Here is a 21,324-nt window from a genome sequence, read left to right as displayed (position 1 = left end):
AAGGTCTTCCTCCAGCGCCTTCACGCGGGCGCTGACGCTGGATTGCGCTACGCCGAGCGCATTGGCGGCGTGGCGGAAGTTCAGATGTTCGGCGACGGCAAGCGTCTGAATCAGTGACGCGAGGGGAATGCGACCGCCGAGAATTTGAGACGATCTATCCGGATGCGCATTTTTCAGACGCCGCCGTCGCATGGTGGCAGGCTACTTTTTCGTTGCCACGCCAGCGGCGAAGATGCCTAACAGGGTAAGAAGCGCGATGCCGAGCGTAACATAGCGAGCGGAATCCACCGCAGATTCCCCGCCTGCCGCCATCAGCGTGCCGGCGAGCGCAGAGGTGATCGAGAAAGCAATAAGTTGTGTGATGGTGATCGCAGCGGCAGCCTTACCCCCTTCGGCGGAGTCGTGGGTACTGCTCATCGCGGCCACACCGAGCAGCGGCCATGCCAGTCCGATGCCGATGCCAGCGAATGCGAGGACGGCCGCCCAAATCAGCACCATCGCAATATCGGCACCGGCGACCTGTAGAAGCCCATATCCGATCAGCCCGGCCGTCAGCAGCAATGGGCCGACGCGGATAGCCCGGCGGCGGCCGCTCTCACTCTTGACCGACACCACGAAAAGCTGAGCGATGACCCACGCCAACGAGAGAACCGCGCCGAGAAATCCTGCGATCAGCGGGGAGAGGCCAGCCAATTGTTGGCCGAACAGCGGAATGAAGTTCTCCACCATCACGCCCGCGCTCAAGGCAGCAACCGTGAGATAGACCCATTTCAGGGAGTTGCCGCGCCGATAGGTGATGTGCGGAAGGATGGTCTCTTTTGCCCGCCGCTCCACGACGACGAACAGCCAGAGCAGCACTAGACCGATCCCGACCATTGCCAGCGTCGGCCAGCCTATCGGCACGATGGCGCTGAGGCTGATAGCGATGGTGGCAAGGACAAGCGGAATGAGAGAGGCAACGGGAACAGGCGAACGATGCCCCGAGCCGGCCATGCGGCCGAACGCGCGCTGAGCGATGATTCCAAACAGCAGCGAAACCACCGCAAGCGCACCGTAGGACCAGCGCCAGAGTCCGAGTTCCGCGAACACACCGCCAAGGGCCGGCCCGAACAGCGTTCCCAAGCCCCACATGGCTGACACGACGCCGGTTGCTCGCGCCCAATGGCGTTCGGGGAGTGCGGCACGGATCACCGCGTAGCCAAGCCCTGCCAGCAAACCGCCGCCCAGTCCTTGCACGACGCGACCGACGATCAGCAGTTCCATCGTTGGGCTGGCGGCATTGGCCGCTGCGCCGAGCGCGAAGACGACGAACGCCGTAACATAGGCAAGCGCCGGCCCCTTCCAGTCGAGGATACGGCTGACAAACAGCGAGGCTACGATTGCCGAGATAACGAACGCAGTCGTCACCCACGCATAATATTGCTGCCCGCCAATATCCGCGACGATGGAGGGCATCAGTGCGGCGGTGAAATAGAGGTTCATGGCATAGAGCAGCACGCCGCTTGCCATGACCAGAACAATGGCGAGGTGGCGGCCGGACAGAAGATCGGACCATCCGTCCAGATGCGCCGCAGGCGCATTTGCGGGATCGGCCGAACCGGCCGGAGTAGGTGAGCTATTCATCGGGGATTCTCCGAAAGGGGAAGGTTCAGTCGGCTGCGCGCCGGACGGCCAAGGACAGGCCCAGCACGACCAGCGAGACGAGCAGGACAATGCTGGGAGCGACTGCATGGCCGTAATCGGCGTTCACCAGTGTTGTGAGAGACGCGGCAGCCATCACTATCGCCCCAAGCCCGGCTCCATAGGGCCGCGAGCCAGCGCGAATCAGCAACAGCCCAGCGGCCAGCTCGAGAATGGCGGTGATGTAATGGAACCAGTCGGGGTAACCCCAAGCCACATAGGCCGCCGCATTTTCCTCTGAGATGAAGATGTTGCCGTAAGCGCCGAAGAGAAAGAAAGCCGCCAGTAGCCAAGCCAGGCTGGTCGCTATGATCGGAAGGGGTCTGTTCATGTGGCCTCGCACCTTGGAAATCGGACCGGCTGAGGCAGCATAGGACTGGACTCACCAGCCGTTCCGACATAGATTGAATGCTCACTCTAGTTATGATCGGCGTGCGGTCAAGATATATTAGAGCGATCATTCTATCTTTATGGAGGTCCCATGGTCCGCAAGCGCGTTCCCGAGCAGCATGAAGGCAGACGGCAGGAGATTCTCGCAGCGGCACATCGGTGCTTCCTGCGCCATGGTCTGCAAGGCGCGTCGATTTCGATGATCTGCAAAGAGGCGGCAATGAGCCCCGGCCACCTCTATCACTACTTCCCTAGCAAGGACGCGATCATTGAGCAGATGGCGGATGATTACCTTGCCAGCCTCCACAGCCATTTCAGCGGCCACCCTGAAGGCGAACAGACGGCAACTGTTCTGCTATCGGAATTGTGGAGCATGAAGGGGTGGGATGATCTCGGTCATTGCCGCATTCTGTTCGAGTTGTTGGCAGAAGCGGGACGCAACGAAAGAATCAGAGCCATCCTCAAAGAGAACACCGATGGTGTTCGAACATTGCTGACAGAAGCGCTGACAGCCGGCCAGGCACGTGGCGAAGTCGATTCCGGTCTTGATCCAAAGCACACGAGCGCGGTTTTGGTGGCGGTCCTTGATGCCGCGCCGATGCTGCCGTTGATGACAGCGGACCTTGACTTCGAGGAGAGCCGCAAATTGATCACGACCATGGTCGGCCGATTTCTGAAGCCTCAACAATGAGGCGGATCATGAAAATGGAGGATGGCGGCCGGTCGAAGCATTGGTGCCAGTCGCGCCAAAAACTTCCTTTTGACGTCGCGGATCGCGTCAAGTCATGACAGATGTTTCACAATTAACCGCGCCCAACTTGTTCGGCTTGCAAGCATTTCTGGCGCTGTGTCTCTACACAGCCGTAACATCGGTCACGCCCGGACCGAACAACATGATGGTGCTCGCATCCGGTGTTAATTTCGGCATTCGGCGGACATTGCCACATATTGCGGGCATCAGCATTGGTTTCGCCGCGATGGTCGTCATCATCGGGATGGGCCTTGGAGTGATTTTCGAGGCGTATCCCATGCTCAACATCGTCCTGCGGTGGGTAGGCGGCGCCTATCTTCTGTATCTGGCATGGAAGATCGCCGGGGCCGCAGCACCGGAGGATGCAGAAAGATCGGCTGCCAGACCCTTGGGCTTCATTGGCGCTGCTGCGTTCCAATGGTTCAACCCCAAGGCATGGGTCATGGCGCTCGGTGCCGTCGCCACTTATCTTCCGGGTTCCCCCTCGCTGTCGTCCGTGGCCGCAGCTGCGCTGCTGATGGCAGTGATCAACGCGCCCTGCGTCGGCATCTGGGCGGCGTTCGGTGTCGGCCTCCGCCGGCTTCTTACGGAGCCTATGAAGCTGCGCGCCTTCAATCTCACCATGGCAACGCTGCTGGTTGTCTCACTCTATCCGATCTTCGTGGCATAGATGACAAATGCTGAACACATGATCGTCGTGACTGGTGGTCCCGGTTCCGGCAAAAGCAGTCTGATCGATGCCATGGCACAGCGTGGCTTACGCACCATGCCCGAGGCCGGCAGGGCGATCATTCGAGACCAGATCAAGATCGGCGGTAAAGCTTTGCCTTGGGCGGATCGCGCACTCTTCGCCGAACTCATGTTGGGCTGGGAGTTGCGTTCCTATCAGGACGCTCTTCAAAGTGATGAGCCTGTCCTTATGGATCGTGGAATACCGGATGTTGTTGGTTATCTCACACTCTGCGGGCTACCTGTGCCTGCTCATTTCGAAGCGGCGGCCAAAACCTACCCTTACAATAAGCGGGTTTTCCTCGCCCCGTATTGGGACGCCATCTTCACGCAGGACACTGAGCGCAAACAGGGCAGGCAAGAGGCCGAGGCGACCGCCAAGGTTATGGCAGAGACTTACAGCAGGCTTGGCTATCAGATAGTCAAGCTCCCGCTGGTGGGGGTCGAGCAGCGTGCCGACTTTGTTATCGATAATCTACGAACCTTATGACCTGACGTTGTCATGCGCCAGTTTCCTGAAACTATATTTTGACAGCTATAATGAGAAGGATGAGCTGTCACTTCTCTGTCTCCCCGAAGTGGTCTTTCGTTACAGCGAAATCCCCCTCTGCCGGCCCAACTGCCACGACACTGAACCGCCCTGCACGACGCCCATGACCTCGCGGCCGAGCTGGCGGTCGATGACCGGCCGCCACGGGACTAAAGTAAATTCATGGGATTTCTCGACCACGGCAAACTTGCCACTTGATAGCTGCACGGTGCCTGTGAACTTGCCGCTGACGTTCTCGCCGTCCGTGGCGGCGCGGAACGGCAGCCCCTTGCTCTCGGCCATCTCTGCGCCGACGCGGGCAACCTCGCGCTCGCGCAGAGTGGCGAGAAGGCTGCGCCGATAGAAGATGCGGCCGTTCCGCGCTCGGGTGGCGTCGCCCTGTTCGATATGATGCTCGCGGCGCTGGTCCATCGCTTCGCGCACCTGCTGGCCGAAGCCGGTCGGGGCAAGGTCGGCCGTCTCGCCATGGATCAGCCGCCGGTCCAGCCAGGTCGCGCCGTCCGATCCGATCTGCTTGCCTAGATCAACCGGGGACAGGACGCGAACGCTGGCCTGCCGGTCGCGGCCGGCATCGTAGGCGGCGGCGCGGTTGACCAGATCATCGGGGATGCGCCATTGGTCTGCGTCGATCCGTTCGACGATCCCGGCCCGGCGCAGCGCCTCCAGTCGGCGGACATGGGCATCGACATAGCCCTCACACACGCTGTTCCTGGCGAGCCATCCCGGCGTCATCGGGACGGCGAACTCCGTCTCGCTGTATCTGCTCAACCCTCGGGCAAACGGCGACGTGATGGTAACGGAAATGCTCTATGTTAAGCCGACACGTAGCATTCTGGTCGTCACCTCGATCTCGGTGCATAACCCCCTCGGTGCCAGTCGGGCCGCCAAGTTTCTGGCCTGGAGCGATGAACCAAGCACCGGATTGGTCAGCTCCGCATTGAACCCGGTCTTGATGGGTGTGGCGCTGCTCGGCACCCCTGCACTGTGCTCGATGTCCTGAACTGCCCCGGAGAGGTTGCGCCGCGAATAGCGGCCGCCAGACGGTCCGGATCTCGTGATGCGATCCGTTCACCGAACGCTTTCAAGGACCTCATCTTCGCTTCGACCCGACTTTCGGCATGACATCCTGTCCAGCGTCTACAGGCGGCTCGACCCAAGCGTAGGATCGGGCGGAGGATATCGTTGCGAGCAGCGGCGGCGGGGCAACCCTATCCGCCAACTCGAAGGCCAACCAGGTCGGAAAACGATGGTGGCAAAACGGTACATTTCAATAAGGAGAACGACCGATCAAGGTCGGCTCACCCTATGTGATTGCGCGTTGGCGGCAGTTCTCTGACCAACCGGCTCCCTTGAACACTGCGCGGTGATTGGTATTGTATCGCTCGGGTCGCACCTCACGTGCGGCTCGGGGCGTGAGAACCCCTTCAAGACAGCGGCTCTCTGTAGTGCAGCCGTTACCCGCACTCCTCGACCTCTTCGGTCGGGGAGGCTTACGCGCATGTCCAAGGCCTCGCGGCCCAAAGGTGTAAGCGGTCTTTCTGTCTTGAAGACTTCTCAACTCCCCGATCACAGATCAGGGGAGCGAAATGGCAAACCGTTTTCGCAGCATCTACCCGATCAACCAGATGAGCGAGGGCATGCACAGAGACATCGACATCATATTGGGCGAGCAAATCCGCGATCTTCGTCGTGCACAAGGGATATCGCTTGCAGATCTGGGAGACGAAGTCGGTGTCAGCTACCAACAAATGCAGAAATATGAAGCCGGGGTTAACAGCCTGAGTGTTTCAAAATTTGTTCAAATTTCGAAGCTTTTCAGCCAGGAGCCTTCGAAGCTGCTCAAGCTCACTTTGGCTTCGCCCGATACCCGCTGCGATCCTTTAAACCGCAGCTTCGTTTCTGATCAACACATGTGCGGAGAAAGAAGTCGGCTGAGAGAGGCCTATTTCGCACTGGCTTTGAAAACGCGGCTGACATTCCTCCACCTTCTGGAAGCCGTTGCCCGGCCTTAGCGCTGCATCAGAAGCGCGTGTAGCTTCTATCTTGCCTGAGCACGCTGTTCGTCGCGCAAGCGGTCCCTCACCTGCTCGTAGATCTCTGTGACCCCGGGCATTGCGATGGTTACGGCCAGACCGAAGGTAACAGGTTCATCCAACCGCTCTCCCTGATCCGGTTCGCGCTGTATCCAAAGCGGGATGGTCATATCTGCCGTTACAATCGCCGCTTTTTCGCCGCGCCAGGAGCGAGTGTACACAGTGCCGCGGTTGGTCTGGTTGAAATCTGGCTGATCCGGGTGCGCTTTTACGCTGAGCTGCGCAATCCCATCCGGGTCCAGTATCTTCATCCTGACAGACCGGTAAGACCGGCGCGCCGCAGCGACGGGCGTAAACCACGCCAGCGTGGCTGAGAATGAGTGCGGCCTCGGTTTGCCGCCGTATGCTGCCGGTATAGGTATCGAGATCGGCACCCTTTGCTCGGGCCCGACTTCTCCTGTCGCCCAGAAGGTTGCCCTATCTCCCGCACAGGCCACTGCTTCATCTGCGTCAACCGGACCGTATCCGACAAAGCGCCGAATATTGTCCTTTTGCTTGGAGGCCTGGCCGCTTCCCTGTGGGCCGAGAAGCCGGCGTACGAAGGCTGCCGTTGCATCCGGCCAGCGCGCGGGATGCACAAGGAGAGCCTTGAGAAGCGCAGCGCGGTTTCTTGGGGGCAGTTGAAGGAAACGGTCTCCGTAGGCGGCCTCGAGCGCGTCGTGAATCCTGTGCGCCGTGCGTGATGCAATGGATGTCGCAGCACTGGTCCCATTGGTATAGCTCTCGGACCCTTCGAGTCCTTGACCGGATGGTGGAGCAGCAACTCTCAAGCCCGCACCCCGGCCAGGGCGGCCAGGGGAGACCCGTATGGAACCACCAGCGCCGCTTACGACGACGCGAAGGTGCTCGCGTGCGCCCGGCATAAGCAAGTCGGGCTTTACCGCCCCGGCAAAACCCGGGCCAAGAGCGCTGGATGGATTTGACGTATCCAGGATCGGGAAAGGGTCGACATTGGCGCGCGCAGCTGCGCGGTCGTTTGACGAGACCCAGTCTGAATTCTTGGCTCCCACCGTCAATCCGTTCACGGTTTCGCCTGGCGCAAGAAGCCTTCTGTCTGCCTGAATGCCGGCGATGGCCTGGATCAGCGCCGCAGATCTGGCGTCTGGTGTCGCCCCCTCGAAAGCCAGGCTGGTTGAGAAGGCCGGCACCTCGAAATCTCCGACGATATTCCCGGCGCTGACCAGGAAGAGGATCCCGTATCTGTGAGCCAGGCGGTCAAGGAGTCGGGCCCATGGAGACATTTGCCCCTGAAACTGACGGTGCCGGTTACCGAGGGACAAATTGACGATGATGACATGGCGCGCAGTTGGATCAGAGCCATCACGCATCTGCACGATCGCCTGATAGATGACATCCACAATCAACCTGTCCTGCGGAAACTCGTCCGAGCTTCCAAGGACAGGAATGCAATGAATCTGTCGAGGCAACGGCGCCTCGGTCCGGTTCCGGTCCCCATGTATGATAAGAGAAGCCATCGCGGTGCCATGGACACGCTGGCTTACCAAGGCGGCCGGCTCCAGTCCGAAATGGTCCTCGACGATCAGATGGCGACGCAGCAGAGGATGTGCCGCCACAGGAACACCATCCAGAAGCGCAAGGATGGCATCCCTAGAGAGGTCACCATCTGCCGCCGCTGCCTGGAGCGGCAGCATGTCTTCGACTTCGACGGCGGTCGCCACACTTTGCGGACGGATATGCATCACCGAATCCAGACCAGCGATACTGGACTGGGCGCGCTCAATGATTGCCAGGATCGCACGAACCGGCAGGCGGGCCAGAACCGCATGATACGCTATGTCCGTCAGCCTTGCGCGGCTGACGATACGCCCGTCATGCGCCCGAATTGCCTCGGTCAGCTCTGCTTCATTTGAGGCCCCTGCCCTCTCCGCGGCGCGGAACACCAGCTCGATTTCCAAAGCAATCATGTCGTCGCCGCCGCGACCTGCGACCTGCTCGGCGAGAATATCACGGTCCGACCCCTGCACCCTGTCCGAGGGACCCCACGGGCGAAGATCCCGCAAACAATCGAAGACATCCCGCCATGGAGCAAAGCCGGTCCCAAGAGTGCCGGAGCGTAGCCAATTCGTCCAAAGCCGGAGGATCTGGGACAAGGCAGTAGCATCTGGCACGAGAAGATAGGCCACTGGCTGCTTGTCATCTTCGGAGGGTAGTAGTTCCTCTTCGTCAATCAGTTCAAGGCCTGGCACCTTCTTGATCGCATTTGCAAAATTCTGGATACTTCCCCGAACCTCAAAGACAAGCAATCGTTCGGGTGCAAGCGCCGACGGATCCTGCCTGAGTTCAAGACCGGCGGGGTCTCGCGCGAGCACATCTGCAAGGCGCTGAAACGTGGGACCAAGTTTCTGACCCTGAGAGCCCCGCTGGTACTTGGGCGGTGGCGGAGGAAAGCCGGGGCTATCCTTCTTCAGGCGCGGACTTGGCTTTCCGGGTTGGAGCCGCAGCAGTGGTTTTCCCGGGTCGCTGACCATTCAGTAATGCCTCCGGCCTCACTCGGGAGGCCCAGAGATCGAGTTCGATCTTCAGTGCCGCGTCGACGGAAACCTCTCCCAGTCCCAATATCTGCCTGCGGCGCACGCTCTGGCAAAAATCCAGCGCCTCAGCATAGCTCACTGCCCCGAGTTTTCCCGCAATGGTGCGGATCGCAAGGCGTGGCCTATCTGGCCAATGAGAGATCACCCGGTCAAGAAATTCTTCAACTCTGGCGGTATCGGGGGCTGGAAAGTCGAGGCGCAACTGGAAGCGCCGCCAGACAGCTTTATCCAACAGCTCTCCGTGGTTTGTCGCCGCCACGACGATGACATAGCTCGGTAGCTGGTCGAGCTGCATCAACAGGAAAGACACAACCCGCTTGATCTCGCCCGTTTCGTGTGTGTCACCACGCTCTTTACCGATCGCATCGAACTCATCGAAGAAGAGGACGCTCGGACGAGTGCGAACATAGTCAAAGAGTTTACGAAGTCGCGTATTGGTTTCGCCTAGATAGCTGCCGATCAGAGCGTCATACCGGACTACAAAAAAAGGCAGGCCAAGAGCCTCGGCGATGGATTCGGCAAAAGAGGTCTTTCCGTTGCCGGGAGGTCCCGAGAGCAGCACACGATGTCGCGGCTCATAGCCATGGGCTCGCAGCACATCTGCCCGGACGTGTTCCTGGACCAATTGCCTGCCGTTTTCCTGGACGGGCAGCGGCAGCAGCAACTGCTCCATCCGGGCACGCGGATCGACCTCCAGAATGGCTTCCTTGCCTGCTCCTGACAGGATCGCGGCGGATGTCAGTGGCGGCGGAGCGACGGGAACACTCGCCATCGCCTTTTCAAGACGGTCAGCGACGATATGATGGTTCTGCGCTCGCTCTTCTGCCACGAGCGCCTCGGTCGTAGAGCGCAGCATTTCCCGATCACCGGCAGCGCCGGCGCGCACAAGGGCTATCAGGAGGTCACTTCGCGCCATGGTTCAATCAATCAGAGGTCTCACTGCTTCGCTGAATCCTAACCGGAATTTGAGGGAGTGTCTTGCCCACAAATCACTCGAGGTCCATATATGGCCGCCTTCGGCAGACCGGGGCGACGCTACTCGCCCCCATAGCCCCGGTTGCGTTTCGTTCGTGCGAGTTTGAGCAGGGCATTGATCGCTTGTCCCTCATCGCCGTGCCGTTCGATCAGCAACTGGCCCCGGCAGCCGATCCTGCCCCATTCCCGGATCAGACTGGAGCCGCCGAACAGATCACGCTCGACGGTCATCCGGTAGAACCGTCTCATGTTGCAGGAAAGGTCGATCCTCTTCAGCTGGATCTCTCGTGGGAAGGCCTCGCATTGTACAGGGACATCGAACATTCCAAGGCCTCCGAACTCACAGGAGGAATCTTCTCAAACCGCGTTTGTTCTGTCAATGTTCCCTCTTGTTCCGATTTCCCCGACTCGGGAGAGCCAGATGTGCAATTTATATTCCCAGACCAAGAGCCAGGACGCGATGCGTCAGGTGTTCCAGGAAGTCATGGAAGTCGATGAAGAGCTGATCGACGACACCGGGAACCTCCCAACGATGCCGGGCATCTGGCCCGACTATCCGGCACCGATCTTTCGCCCTGCCCCGGGGCGAGGATGGCAGCTGACCAAAGCAAGATGGGGCATGCCAACCCCGCCTGCGTATCTCGAAGGCAAGCGCTCGGACCCCGGGGTGACCAATATCCGCAATGTCGCCTCGCCGCATTGGCGGCGCTGGCTCGGCGTCGAACACCGCTGCCTCGTCCCCTTCACCAGCTTTTCCGAGCTCGACGGAAGAGCCGGCGCGCCGCGCAACCATCCGGTCTGGTTTGCCCTCGGGCCAGATCGACCGCTGGCCTTCTTTGCCGGCATCCGCACCGAATGGACCTCGGTGCGCAAGCTGAAAGAAGGCGAATTGACGACCGAATTGTTCGGCTTCCTCACCTGTACTCCCAATCGCGAGGTGCGACCGGTTCATGAGAAAGCAATGCCGGTGATCCTGACGCGGCCGGAGGAGTGGCGGACCTGGTTGACGGCTCCGACGGAGCAGGCTCTGCGGCTGCAGCGCCCCTTGCCCGACGGTGCCCTGGACATCGTTCTGGAGGGCGCACGTGAAGATCCTGCGTGACCGGCCATGCTCGACGGCCACGACCGATTCCTTCAGCCTGGTCCCTGCCCGCGTCCATGAAGCGGGAGGCTCGGGCAGAAGCAGTTTCGCTCTCTTCCAGGCCTCCCGGCACCCCGGCCCGCTCTTCTGGATCCTGCCACAGCACGAGCCCCTGCGCCCCATGGCACGGGGGTTACCTGCTGGCATCGGGGAACGCCTGCATCTGATCGAGACGCGCTCGGAAACCGACCTTCTCTGGGCGGTCGAGGAGGCCTTGCGCGCACGGCCCTCCGGCCTCGTCATCGGCGAGCCCACGAAGCCGCTCAGTCTGACCGCAGGACGGCGGCTGCAACTGGCCGCCGAAGCCGGGCAAACCACCGGCCTGTTGCTGATCCGGGAGGGTCAGGGCTGCAACGCGGCCGAGACCCGCTGGAAATGTGATCCGGCAGGCGGACCCGCGGACTCGACTCGTCATCAGTGGAGTCTTAATAAGAACAAATCAGGAACTCTTGGACTCTGGACCGTGCAGTGGGATGGCGCGACGACTGCTTGCCATATGGTTTCCGAGGCTGGCCAGTGACGTCAGCCTGCGGACACGCCCCGTCGAGGGGCCCTTTGCCCTGACGCATCGCGCGGGCAATGTCGATCAGTTGCACTGTCTCAATGCTGCTGCGCGAGCTCAGGGTCTGCATCGCGGCATGCCCCTGGCAGATGCCCGCGCCCTTGTGCCCGATCTGGCGACGCGCCTCGCGGATCCGGTGCGTGAGACGGCAGCGCTGGTGGCTCTGCGCCGTTGGGCGGTGCGCTATGCGCCTCAGGTCGCAACAGATGGTGACGACGGGTTGATCGCGGACATCACCGGGGTCGCGCATCTCTTCGGCGGCGAGGAGGATCTGCGCGGCGATCTCCAGGCCCGGCTGATCCGGGCGGGTCTGAACGCGCAAAGCGCGATTGCCGGCAGCCGCGGCGGTGCGCACGCGCTGGCCCGCCATGGCGGCGGGATCGTGCCGGATGGATTGCTGGCGGAGCGGCTCGGCCGTCTGCCGGTCTCGGCGCTGCGCATCTCGCCGGAGATTTCCGAGGGGCTGTCGCGCATGGGACTTTCTCGCATTGCCGATCTGATCCCCCTGCCGCGGGCTCCGCTCGCGCGCCGGTTCGGGCCGGGGCTGGTCACGACGCTGGACCAGATGCTCGGCACCATGCCTGAGCCTGTCAGTGCCCTGCCCGAGGCGCCGCAGTTCGGGGTACGCATGACATTGCCCGAACCGATCGGGCTGACGGGTGATGTGATGGCGGGGCTCGACCGTCTGCTCGAGCGCCTCTGCGGCAAGCTGGCCTCAGCCCATATGGGTGCGCGGCGCGTGCGGCTGGAACTGCGTCGGGTCGACAAGGCAACTGTCACGGTCGAAGTCGGGCTCGCCCGGGCGATGAGGGATCCCGTCCGTATCTCTGCACTGTTCCGCAAGGGTGTCGAAGAGGTCGATTCCGGCTATGGGATCGACGCGCTTCGGATCGAAGCCGTGGTGACGGAGCCTTTGGCTCCACAACAGATCGGAGAGGCAAAGGTCAGGCAGGAGGACGAGCTCAACGACCTGATCTCCCGCCTCGGCAATCGCCTGGGCTTCGACCACGTCCTGCGGTTTCTGCCCGCCGAGAGCCGCATCCCGGAACGGAGCTTCCTGACGGTGCCCGCCGCCTATAGCGAGGCGACCCCTCTGCCCTTCCGCAAGCGTCCCCGCCGACCGGCCATGATCTTTCCGCCAGAGCCGGTCACAGCAGCCTCGGGGCATCCCCCGGCGCGGTTTCGCTGGCGACGGATGAGCTTCACCACCCTGCGCGCTGCCGGGCCAGAACGGATCACCCCGGAATGGTGGTTCGATGATCCCGCCTGGCGCAGCGGCGTTCGGGACTATTGGCGGATCGAGACGAAGGAAGGGCCGCGGCTCTGGCTCTTTCATACCCCCATGGCCCCGGCCTGGGCCGTGCAGGGGACATTCCTGTGACCGCCTATGCCGAACTCTGCGTCACCACCAACTTCACCTTCCTCACGGGCGCGTCGCATCCCGAAGAACTGGTGACGCGGGCGGCCGAACTCGGGCTGACGGCCATCGCGATCACCGACCGGAATTCGGTGGCGGGTGTAGTTCGGGCCTTCTCGGCCCTGAAGGAACTGACGCGGCTGCGGGAAGCCGAACATGCCGGTGACGAAGGTCCGGCGATCCGGTCACAGCGGGTTACCGATCCCTCCAGCCGGCAGCAGCTGTTAACCGGCCAGAACCAGACAGCTGCGGGGATCCAGCCGGAGAGCCGCCTGCCCCGCCTGATCCCTGGCGCCCGTCTCGTATTCACCGACAGCCCGGTCGAATGGCTGGCCCTGCCCACCGATATCGCGGCCTGGTCGCGGCTGACCCGGCTCCTGTCCCTCGGCAAGCGCCGTGCCCCCAAGGGCGAGTGCCATCTGCAGGAGGCGGATCTGCAGGACTGGGGCTTGGGCATGATCCTGATCGCACTGCCACCCGATGTGCTGGATGCCGTTTCCCCCGAGCTGCATCGGATCGAGATCAGCCTTCGACGGGTTTCCCGCAGGTTCGCCGGGCAATGCTATCTCGGTGCGGCGCCCTTCTATGACGGACAGGATCAGGAGCGGATAGACCGGATCGCCATCCTCTCTCAGGCCACCGGCCTGCCCAAGGTCGCTGTGGGAGAAGTCATGATGCACCGCTCGGCACGCCGCCCGCTGGCGGATGTGCTGACCTGCCTGCGCGAGGGTTGCACCATCGATACCATCGGCGAGCGACGGCTGGCCAATGGCGAACGCCGCCTGAAGGCCGGTGCCGAGATGGCCCGGATGTTCCATCGATACCCGGCGGCAATCCGCCGCTCGGTCGAGATCGCCGACCGCTGCGCCTTCCGGCTCGACCAGCTGCGCTACCAATATCCGGATGAAGCACAGGATGGCGAACCGGCACAGGCAAGGCTGGAGCGTCTGGTCCGAGAGGGGCTGCAGCGCCGGTATCCCGACGGTGCGCCGCCAAAGATCGTGACGCGGGTCGGGAAGGAACTGCGGCTGATCGCCGAGGTGGAATATGCGCCCTACTTCCTGACAGTCCATGACATCGTGGTCTTCGCCAGATCGCGTGGGATCCTTTGCCAGGGGCGCGGCTCAGCCGCCAATTCGGTGGTCTGCTATCTTCTCGGCATCACCGAGGTTCCGCCGGAGAGCATCACCCTGATCTTCGAGCGCTTCATCTCGAAGGACCGCGGCGAGCCACCCGACATCGACGTCGACTTCGAGCACGAGCGGCGGGAAGAGGTGATCCAGTGGATCTACGAACGCTATACCCGCGAGCGCGCTGGCCTGACCGCTGTCGTGATCCATTTCCGGTCGCGGGCTGCGATCCGTGAGGTCGGCAAGGTCATTGGGCTGAGCCAGGATGTGATCGCCCGGCTCTCGGGTCAGATCTGGGGATCATCCTCTTCGGCGCCGGGAGAGGACCGGCTGCGGGATGCCGGGTTGAACGCGGACAACTCCCGCGTCGCCCTGGCGATGCAGCTGATTGGCGACATCATCGGCTTTCCCCGGCACCTGTCGCAGCATGTCGGCGGCTTCGTCATCACCCATGGCCGTCTGGACGAGCTGTGCCCGATCGAGAATGCGGCCATGGAGGATCGCACCGTCATTGAATGGGACAAGGACGATATCGACGCGCTCGGCCTTCTGAAGGTCGATATCCTTGCGCTCGGGATGTTGACAGCAATCCAGAAGGCCTTCGGGCTGATCGAGGATCAGCGGGGCAGGAAGCTGACGCTGGCGAATGTCCCAGCCGAGGATGGTCAGGTCTATGAGATGCTCTGCCGCGCTGACGCCATCGGGGTCTTCCAGGTGGAAAGCCGGGCGCAGCTCAACTTCCTGCCTCGGATGCAGCCGCGCAAATTCTACGACCTGGTCTGCGAGGTCGCCATCGTCAGGCCAGGCCCGATCCAGGGTGGCATGGTGCATCCGTTCATCAATCGCCGACAGGGGAAGGAGAAGGTAGAGGATCTGGGCCCCGCGATGATGGAAGTGCTTGGACGGACCTACGGCGTTCCGCTGTTTCAGGAGCAGGCGATGCAGATCGCGGTGGTCGCGGCGGGCTTCTCGCCGGCGGAAGCGGACCGGCTGCGCCGCAGCCTCGCGACCTTCAAACGCATGGGAACCATTGGCTCATTCCGGGACAGGTTCATCAGCGGCATGCTGGCACGCGGCTATGACGCCGAGTTTGCCGCGCGCTGCTTTGCCCAGATCGAGGGCTTTGGCAGCTATGGGTTCCCGGAAAGCCACGCCGCGAGCTTCGCACGGCTGGTCTATATTTCTGCCTGGCTGAAGCATCATCATCAGGCGATCTTCACCTGCGCATTATTGAACGCGCAACCGATGGGTTTCTACGCACCGGCGCAGCTGATCCGGGATGCCCGCGATCACGGCGTCGAGGTGCGGCCGGTCTCTGTGAACCATTCGGAATGGGATTGCACCCTCGAGCGGCGCCCGGACGATGCGCTCGCCTTGCGGCTAGGGTTCCGCCAGATCAAGGGCATGCGGGAAGAGGATGCAGGCTGGATCGTCGCTGCCCGCGGCAACGGCTATCCCGATGTCGAGAGCCTGTGGCGGCGGGCAGGAGTTCATCCCGATGCGCTGGAGCGCCTGGCGGAAGCGGACGCCTTTGCCTGTCTGGGACAGAACCGGAGGGACATGCTCTGGCAAGCGAAAGCCCTGAGAGCGCCAAAGCCGCTGCCGCTGTTCGGCATGGATGGGGAAGGGGGCGCGGAACCTTCTGTGCATCTTCCGCAGATGACGCTTGGACAAGAGGTGATCGAGGACTATCTGACGCTTCGGCTTTCGCTGCGGGCTCATCCGCTGGAGCTGTTGCGGCCAAATCTGCCGGAAAGCCTTCCGCATCAACAGCTGTCAGAGGCGAAGGGCAGGGTGACCGTCACCGGCCTCGTCATCACCCGCCAGAGACCGGGAACAGCATCCGGCGTGGTCTTCGTCACATTGGAGGATGAGACCGGCGTTGCCAATGTCGTGGTCTGGAAGAAGGTCTATGAGGCTTTCCGAAAGGCGGTGATTGCGGGGCGTTTGCTGCGGGTGACTGGCAGGATCGAGCGGGATGGTGCCGTTGTTCACCTCGTTGCAGAGCAGATCGAAGATCTTTCGCCGCGCCTTGCGACGATCGGGCAGCAGTTGAAGATCGGGGCCGAGACCGAGCGGGCAGGGGAGACGGTGCGGCCGATCCGAACCGGGGGCAGGGCGGTCGCGCGGCATCCCCGCGAGCAGGCGCGAAAGTTGTTCCCCAGCAGGGATTTTCATTAAAGCCGGATGTGATGTCATCCGCGGATGACATCCGCACAGAAGAACTGCAGCCATGTCATCCGCGGATGACATCAAGTTGCGACCATCAGTTGGTTTAGCATTCGATCAACATTGAACGACTCAGATCTCTTCCCAAGCGTAATTGCGTGAAAGTATGCCGCTGGCTGGCGAATTTTTTCCGCTCGCTCGAGGATTGCTAGTAGGGTGGCAGCGGTGTTTTCACGACCTTGCCTAGTTTCTGCTCGATTGTACACAATACTCGATATGCCGATCCATGAGGCGATCTGATGTACTTGTGCTAGTACGTCATTCCATGTGGATAGACCTGACTGCAGCCAAGTCCCGGCCGTAGGGCAGGCGGTCCTGAGCTTTCTTAGCAGATTTTCTGCTGAGCTTAGATTTTTGGCTCTGATCTTGAGTTCTGTCCTATCTATTTCAATATCTTCTTCTTTTGACTTATGAATGTGCCCGACATTTTGCTGGTCGTTGGCCGACATTTTGTCTGCTTCTTCCGAGTTTGCCGTGATCGTGCCATTACATCTGCTACGAGCATCAGCGGCAACTTCCAGCGTTGAAAGCATGTGCTCCAACATGTCTATGGGGAGTTTCCGTCGAAGCACTTGCCTAAGCTGAGCATCTTTCGCGGGATCAATGCTGAGATGATCAGAGGCAGCAAGAAGAGACAGAATTTGTTGTCGCAACATCGCTGCATGCGATGCTCGCTTGCTCTCTTCCAGTGCAAAGGCCGAAATCTCAGGCGCTTTCTCAATGAGTGGGGACAGATCGAAGCCGAAGGCCAATGCCTTGTTCGTCGGTCCGCGAAGCTTGAACCGCTTCCTATTCGAACTATCATTGCGTCGAAGCAATCCTGCCTCAATGAGTTGAGAGACATGCCTTTGGAATGTGCGCTCGCATAGACCGTTTAGCCGCTCTAGAATGCTCTCGTTTGAGGCGAAGACAATCATCTGTCCGTCGCCTTCCCGGAGAAAAGAGAGAAGAGCTGCAAGGGTTGTTAGGTGCCCAGCCTTGAGCCCATAACTAGTCCGAGCATCTCGGAGGCTACGGAAAACTGACCACCAGGGTGCTATCTGCCGGTCGGTGTCAGAAAGCTTCTGAACCGAGCATGTGTCACGGGAAGAATGTTTCATAGTTGTTGCTCAGTGCCACCGCTGGCCATGAGTACCCAAAGCCTTCCAACGGGACACCCAGTCGAAAGGCATAAAAAGTCGCTCTGCCGAATCGGCAGTTCTTGACCATCAAGGGGAAGGGCTGCTAAAACTGAGCTACCACACGCAGTTTAGAGCTCTCCGGGGGATACTCTGGGGGGCTCTTATTGTTTGACGGTGACGTTCTGCTCCTCTGCTAAGCTGTTGAAGGTTTGGATCATTCCTCTGGCTTGCTTGTTGCGCGCCATTGGGAATGGAGTTGCTGGATAAGGGCTGGAGCATTCTGCTCAACCCAAGCACAGAATTCGGGAGCGTCCTTTCCGGACAGTGCCAAAAGCACCTCGTGACCTGAGCGTCTGACCTGTCCCAGTTTCGTACCGTCCTCGGTACTCACGCTGACAGGAGTGGATTTTTCGGTGATCTGCCCGGTTGGTTTGATCTTGGCCGAAGCGAGGATAATTTCGAAGCGCCGATCACTTGACGGTTCTTTGTCGAGGCGTGCCCTGACTTTCGCGGCGCTCTCGATCAGATCTATGCCGGTCTCGCGAGCAAGGTCGGCGAGTTCCATCCAGCGACGCCGTCCGATGTCGTGGGCCGGGCCAATTGCTTCGATAACAGACAGCGGGATAGCCTGTTGAACAATAGTCAACATGGAGAGTGCTTGGCGACTGATCCCAAGCGCGTCCTGTATAGTGCCGCTCTCGTAACCCGCATCGCGAAGAGCCCCCGCGAACACCGCTTTTTCAATGAAGGAAGGATTGACTCGAAGGCTATTCTCTTGGCCTTGCGCGACGACTGACGCTTCATCGTCGAGGCTGCGAACTAAAGCCTTTACGGGGATTCCCAACATGCGGGCCGCTGCAATGCGCCGCCGACCGTAAACTACTCGATACCTATCAGGTTCGGCCGATGGTCGGACAAGGATCGGAACTTGCTGGCCATGCTGTCGAATGCTCTCGGCGAGCGCCTGGATGGCATCTTCTTCAAGTGCAAGGCGATCACGTGGACCGTCCTCGATGATGACGGAAGGATCCAAATCCCGGATAGAGTTTGCACTCATCTCCAGCAAACCCCCACGCAGCGCGCGTGCGGAACGAATTCTGGGTTGCCCGGTTTCTTCAACCGGATGCCCTTGAATGTCCGTAGCAGTGGACGAAGGGACACCAGCTTTGATGTTTTCGAAAAGCTTACGTGCCATTAGCGCCCCCAACCCTTCTGGATAACTGCTTCCAGTTCGTCCGCGACAGCGTTTACGCTGTTAAGCGCTCGCTCCAGTGTAGTTCGAACAAGTTGCTTGGGATCAACCTCATAAACCGTTTGATGGGTCATTCCAGCATCACTGATTGCTGTCGACTTGAGCATAGGGTTGACCATGACCAAGCCGCCGAGAAGGTGACGCAAGTAGCTTGCCATTTGCGTCTGCGGGCCGTCAGAGGGTTCGTAGCGGGTGATGAGGAATTTGAGGAAATCCCATTCCTGCGAACGTCCAGTACTCTCGTTGATGGCGCGCATGGTTTCAGCTGCCAACTTGAGAAATTGACTCATACTCGCAATGTCCAGCATGCCGGGAACCACAGTTACGAGGAGGCCATTCGATGCGGCAAGCGCTGTCAATGTAGTAAAGCCAAGCTGGGGAGGGCAGTCGATCAAGACCAGATCGTAGTCGTCCTGCACACTCATGAGCGCTTCGGTGAGCCTTACGGCGAACAGAGAGTGCGCAGCCCGGCCCATCGCATTTTGGCTAAGAGCATTTGCCGTCTCGGTTTCGTATTCTGCAAGAATGAGGCTGGCAGGTGCGATGTCCAGATTCGGAAAATAGGTCTTGCGGATGACTTGCTTCAGATCTGCGCGCCGAATTCCAGCGCTAGGATCCTCATACGCGAGGGCGTCATAGATGGTTAACTCGCCCTCTTTTTCGAAGTCCAGTTCTGGTCTGTATCCGAAGAACGTAGTGAGGCTGCCCTGGGCGTCCATGTCGATGGCAAGCACTCGGTAGCCACGCAACGCATAACGCTGTGCGAGGTGTATGCAGGTCGTGGTCTTCGAGCTTCCGCCCTTAAAGTTCACGACCGAAATGACCTGTAACTCGTCATCTCCGCGACGGCCGGGCTTATAGGTTTCAGCGTTCTTTCCGGTGCGGAACATGATATCGCGGATGGTGGCGAGCTCTTCCGCGGAATAGAGGCGATGCCCGCGCGCATCGGTCTCGACCTCGGGGAAGGAACCATCCTTGTGTCGAGTTCGCAGATTTGAAGCGGTGATCCCAGTGAACTCAGAGACTTCGCCGGCAGTGAACTTTCGAAGGCTCTTCCTCTCGCTCGGCATGTAGGCGCGCCGCATCTCTTGGTCGAGGGACGCGGCCAGAACGTCAGAATAGTGGCTGATCATGTCCACATTGACACTCAAGCCATCAGGCGAAGTGTTGCTTTGATCGTTCATCTCTGCTCCGCTCGTTCGGCCGTTCACGGCTCTTAGTGAGTTGTTGACGGTGTGAAGGGCAAAAGAGCCCTGTCCAGCGTCGGAATCAGAAATGCCATGCAACTAGCGATCAAGCAAACCTTTTTTCACCGACGATGAAAGCTCGCAAGCGAGGTCTGTATGTTGGGGCAGCTTCAATATGTTGATAATCATATCGAATCTGGGTCAATTTGTAGAGATACCTGATGAGAGCGGGTGTATCCACACACGAGCAGCAACAGTTGAGAGGGGGGCGAAGTTCCTCCTTGCAAGGGGTCGATTCGCTGAAAGTCGATCTTGAAGCAGTTACAGACCCGCCGCTTTCGTTAAGTTTATCCGGAACAGGTCGCGGCGGCGCTGATACCTGCGGGTCATCTCGGCGCTGGCATGGCCGAGCTGCTTCTGGACGTGGCGCTCGTCCACCTCGGCCGAAGAGGCAAGACCTGCGCGCAGCGAATGGCCCGAGAAGAAGGCAGGGCGGTCTTTCGCGGGCAGGTCTCCGCGAAGCCCGGCCGCCTGTGCGGCCCGCTTGACCAGCCGCGCGACCTCGCGGTCGTTCAGCCGTAGCGGCCCGGGCTCCCTTCCCTTTCCAGTGATACGGCGGAACAGCGGCCCTTGGCTGATCCGCGCGAGTTTCAGCCACAACTCCAGCGCCTCGACCGGGCAGGTGGCGGGTGAGGAGCCGCGGCCGATCTCGACCTCACGCCAGCCGGTCTTGCCGCGCAGCGTAACCAGCAGCCCGCCGGACAGAACCTCGACCCAGCCGCGCCCATCCGCCGTTTGGTCACGACTGACATCAAGCCCGGTGATTTCGGACCGCCGCAAGCCCCCGGCAAAGCCGATCAGCAGCATGGCCCGATCCCGCAGCCCGCGCAGCGTGCCCCGGTCGCAGGTTTCCAGCATCGCGAGCAGATCCTCGGGCAGGATCGCCTCTTTCTGGCGCGGCGGCGCGGCATGGCTGTTGCGGATCCCAGCCAGAACCGTGGCTATATGGCGGTCGCGCCGGTCCAGCTTCAGCCCGCGCTGCGTATAGGCCCAGACCAGTGCCGACAGTCGCCGTTCGATGGTCGAGACCGCGTTCTTCCGACCGCCGACCGATTTCGTACCGCTGGCGCAGGCGGTGATGTAGAGACCAGTGATCTGTGGATCAGGGTGCGTGGCCTTCAACCCCTCGCGCCGGCACCAGCCGGCAAAATGCTTCCAGTCGGCGGCATAGGCCTTGCGGGTATTGGCCGAACTCGCCGCGTCGGCATAGGTCCGCGCCCGCTCTGCCAGATCGCGCAAAGCAGGGGGCTGATGATCGGAAGGGGCAGGGGTGGGGGCTGCCTGTTCCACATTCTCCTGATTGATCACATCATCAGCCATCGGGACACCTCCGGTCTGGTAACGTCGGCGGCCCTGCCTCTATCTGCAGGCCGGCATGCCAACAGGAAGGCCGAAAGCCCGTCGAAATCCTGCGGGCAAAGGAACCGTGATGGACGGCAACGGGCGTGAATGTCGGTCTGCCGGAGTTATTGAGACTTCGGTCCATTTGTTTTCAATGGTTTGCC

General features: G+C 60.7%; 19 protein-coding genes and 2 pseudogenes. 9 read left to right on the top strand and 12 right to left on the bottom strand.

What is annotated here, in order from left to right; all coding sequences use genetic code 11:
* Positions 1–3: 3 nt before the first annotated feature.
* The 3 genes and pseudogenes from JC607_RS25520 to JC607_RS19690 all read right to left on the bottom strand — a co-directional run.
* Positions 4–192 (bottom strand): annotated as a pseudogene (locus tag JC607_RS25520) (LysR family transcriptional regulator); the annotation flags it as partial.
* A 9-nt stretch (positions 193–201) separates the two neighbouring features.
* Complete coding sequence (locus JC607_RS19695; RefSeq protein WP_174213034.1) at positions 202–1,623, bottom strand: MFS transporter; 1,422 nt, start codon at positions 1,621–1,623, stop codon at positions 202–204.
* A 25-nt stretch (positions 1,624–1,648) separates the two neighbouring features.
* Positions 1,649–2,011 carry a DoxX family protein gene (locus JC607_RS19690; protein ID WP_174213035.1) on the bottom strand — a complete coding sequence of 121 codons (363 nt, stop codon included), beginning with the start codon at positions 2,009–2,011 and terminating at the stop codon, positions 1,649–1,651.
* A 150-nt stretch (positions 2,012–2,161) separates the two neighbouring features.
* Between JC607_RS19690 and JC607_RS19685 the strand changes: the two genes are divergently transcribed.
* The 3 genes from JC607_RS19685 to JC607_RS19675 all read left to right on the top strand — a co-directional run bounded on the left by JC607_RS19685 (position 2,162) and on the right by JC607_RS19675 (position 4,040).
* On the top strand, positions 2,162–2,761 hold the full coding sequence (locus JC607_RS19685; RefSeq protein ID WP_174213036.1) for a TetR/AcrR family transcriptional regulator: 600 nt from the start codon (positions 2,162–2,164) through the stop codon (positions 2,759–2,761).
* A 94-nt stretch (positions 2,762–2,855) separates the two neighbouring features.
* Entirely contained in the window at positions 2,856–3,491 is a 636-nt protein-coding gene (locus tag JC607_RS19680) for a LysE family translocator (RefSeq protein ID WP_198838571.1), read from the top strand.
* Positions 3,492–3,509: 18 nt separating this feature from the next.
* Entirely contained in the window at positions 3,510–4,040 is a 531-nt protein-coding gene (locus tag JC607_RS19675) for an AAA family ATPase (RefSeq protein WP_174213037.1), read from the top strand.
* Positions 4,041–4,139: 99 nt separating this feature from the next.
* Here JC607_RS19675 and JC607_RS25515 read toward each other — a convergent pair whose 3' ends face one another.
* Positions 4,140–4,832: a DUF3363 domain-containing protein gene (locus tag JC607_RS25515; protein WP_174213038.1), complete on the bottom strand. Its 693-nt coding sequence runs from the start codon at positions 4,830–4,832 to the stop codon at positions 4,140–4,142.
* Between the two features lie 58 nt (positions 4,833–4,890).
* On the opposite strand from JC607_RS25515, the gene JC607_RS19665 reads away from it, so the two are divergent.
* On the top strand, positions 4,891–5,100 hold the full coding sequence (locus JC607_RS19665; RefSeq protein WP_174213039.1) for a hypothetical protein: 210 nt from the start codon (positions 4,891–4,893) through the stop codon (positions 5,098–5,100).
* A gap of 25 nt (positions 5,101–5,125) precedes the next feature.
* On the opposite strand, the pseudogene JC607_RS19660 reads toward JC607_RS19665, so the two are convergent.
* Positions 5,126–5,305 (bottom strand): annotated as a pseudogene (locus JC607_RS19660) (IS5/IS1182 family transposase); the annotation flags it as partial.
* 381 nt (positions 5,306–5,686) lie between these two features.
* On the opposite strand from JC607_RS19660, the gene JC607_RS19655 reads away from it, so the two are divergent.
* Positions 5,687–6,112 (top strand): helix-turn-helix domain-containing protein, encoded by a 426-nt coding sequence (locus JC607_RS19655; protein WP_174213040.1) that lies wholly within the window; start codon positions 5,687–5,689, stop codon positions 6,110–6,112.
* 26 nt (positions 6,113–6,138) lie between these two features.
* On the opposite strand, the gene JC607_RS19650 is transcribed toward JC607_RS19655, so the two are convergent.
* The 3 genes from JC607_RS19650 to JC607_RS19640 all read right to left on the bottom strand — a co-directional run bounded on the left by JC607_RS19650 (position 6,139) and on the right by JC607_RS19640 (position 10,044).
* On the bottom strand, positions 6,139–8,682 hold the full coding sequence (locus tag JC607_RS19650; protein WP_198838570.1) for a S8 family peptidase: 2,544 nt from the start codon (positions 8,680–8,682) through the stop codon (positions 6,139–6,141).
* Positions 8,609–9,661 carry an ATP-binding protein gene (locus JC607_RS19645; RefSeq protein ID WP_174213307.1) on the bottom strand — a complete coding sequence of 351 codons (1,053 nt, stop codon included), beginning with the start codon at positions 9,659–9,661 and terminating at the stop codon, positions 8,609–8,611. Before JC607_RS19645 ends, JC607_RS19650 begins: the two co-directional genes overlap by 74 nt.
* A 119-nt stretch (positions 9,662–9,780) precedes the next feature.
* On the bottom strand, positions 9,781–10,044 hold the full coding sequence (locus JC607_RS19640) for a WGR domain-containing protein (RefSeq protein ID WP_174213306.1): 264 nt from the start codon (positions 10,042–10,044) through the stop codon (positions 9,781–9,783).
* A gap of 97 nt (positions 10,045–10,141) precedes the next feature.
* Here JC607_RS19640 and JC607_RS19635 point away from each other — a divergent pair, with 97 nt between their 5' ends.
* Genes JC607_RS19635 through JC607_RS19620 form a run of 4 tightly spaced genes read left to right on the top strand, consistent with a single transcriptional unit; the run spans position 10,142 to position 16,151 of the window.
* Complete coding sequence (locus JC607_RS19635) at positions 10,142–10,822, top strand: SOS response-associated peptidase (protein WP_174213305.1); 681 nt, start codon at positions 10,142–10,144, stop codon at positions 10,820–10,822.
* Positions 10,806–11,381 (top strand): hypothetical protein, encoded by a 576-nt coding sequence (locus JC607_RS19630; RefSeq protein ID WP_347233369.1) that lies wholly within the window; start codon positions 10,806–10,808, stop codon positions 11,379–11,381. The genes JC607_RS19635 and JC607_RS19630 overlap by 17 nt, the downstream gene beginning before the upstream one ends.
* Entirely contained in the window at positions 11,335–12,804 is a 1,470-nt protein-coding gene (locus JC607_RS19625) for a DNA polymerase Y family protein (protein WP_174213304.1), read from the top strand. The genes JC607_RS19630 and JC607_RS19625 overlap by 47 nt, the downstream gene beginning before the upstream one ends.
* The gene (locus JC607_RS19620; RefSeq protein ID WP_174213303.1) at positions 12,801–16,151 is read left to right on the top strand and encodes an error-prone DNA polymerase; all 3,351 of its coding nucleotides are present in this window, start codon (positions 12,801–12,803) and stop codon (positions 16,149–16,151) included. The genes JC607_RS19625 and JC607_RS19620 overlap by 4 nt, the downstream gene beginning before the upstream one ends.
* A gap of 71 nt (positions 16,152–16,222) precedes the next feature.
* On the opposite strand, the gene repC is transcribed toward JC607_RS19620, so the two are convergent.
* The 4 genes from repC to JC607_RS19600 all read right to left on the bottom strand — a co-directional run bounded on the left by repC (position 16,223) and on the right by JC607_RS19600 (position 21,139).
* Positions 16,223–17,299 (bottom strand): plasmid replication protein RepC, encoded by a 1,077-nt coding sequence (repC, locus tag JC607_RS19615; RefSeq protein WP_174213302.1) that lies wholly within the window; start codon positions 17,297–17,299, stop codon positions 16,223–16,225.
* Between the two features lie 235 nt (positions 17,300–17,534).
* A complete protein-coding gene (gene repB, locus JC607_RS19610; RefSeq protein WP_174213301.1) occupies positions 17,535–18,515 on the bottom strand; it encodes a plasmid partitioning protein RepB in 981 nt (326 codons plus the stop codon).
* Entirely contained in the window at positions 18,515–19,756 is a 1,242-nt protein-coding gene (gene repA, locus JC607_RS19605; protein WP_370584893.1) for a plasmid partitioning protein RepA, read from the bottom strand. The genes repB and repA overlap by 1 nt, the downstream gene beginning before the upstream one ends.
* A 324-nt stretch (positions 19,757–20,080) precedes the next feature.
* The gene (locus tag JC607_RS19600; RefSeq protein ID WP_174213300.1) at positions 20,081–21,139 is read right to left on the bottom strand and encodes a site-specific integrase; all 1,059 of its coding nucleotides are present in this window, start codon (positions 21,137–21,139) and stop codon (positions 20,081–20,083) included.
* Positions 21,140–21,324 lie beyond the last annotated feature (185 nt).

Source organism: Paracoccus sp. IB05 (assembly GCF_016405985.1).
Classification (GTDB): domain Bacteria; phylum Pseudomonadota; class Alphaproteobacteria; order Rhodobacterales; family Rhodobacteraceae; genus Pseudogemmobacter.
The sequence above is the reverse complement of the archived record's forward strand: the minus strand, read 5'-3'. Positions and strand labels throughout refer to the sequence as shown.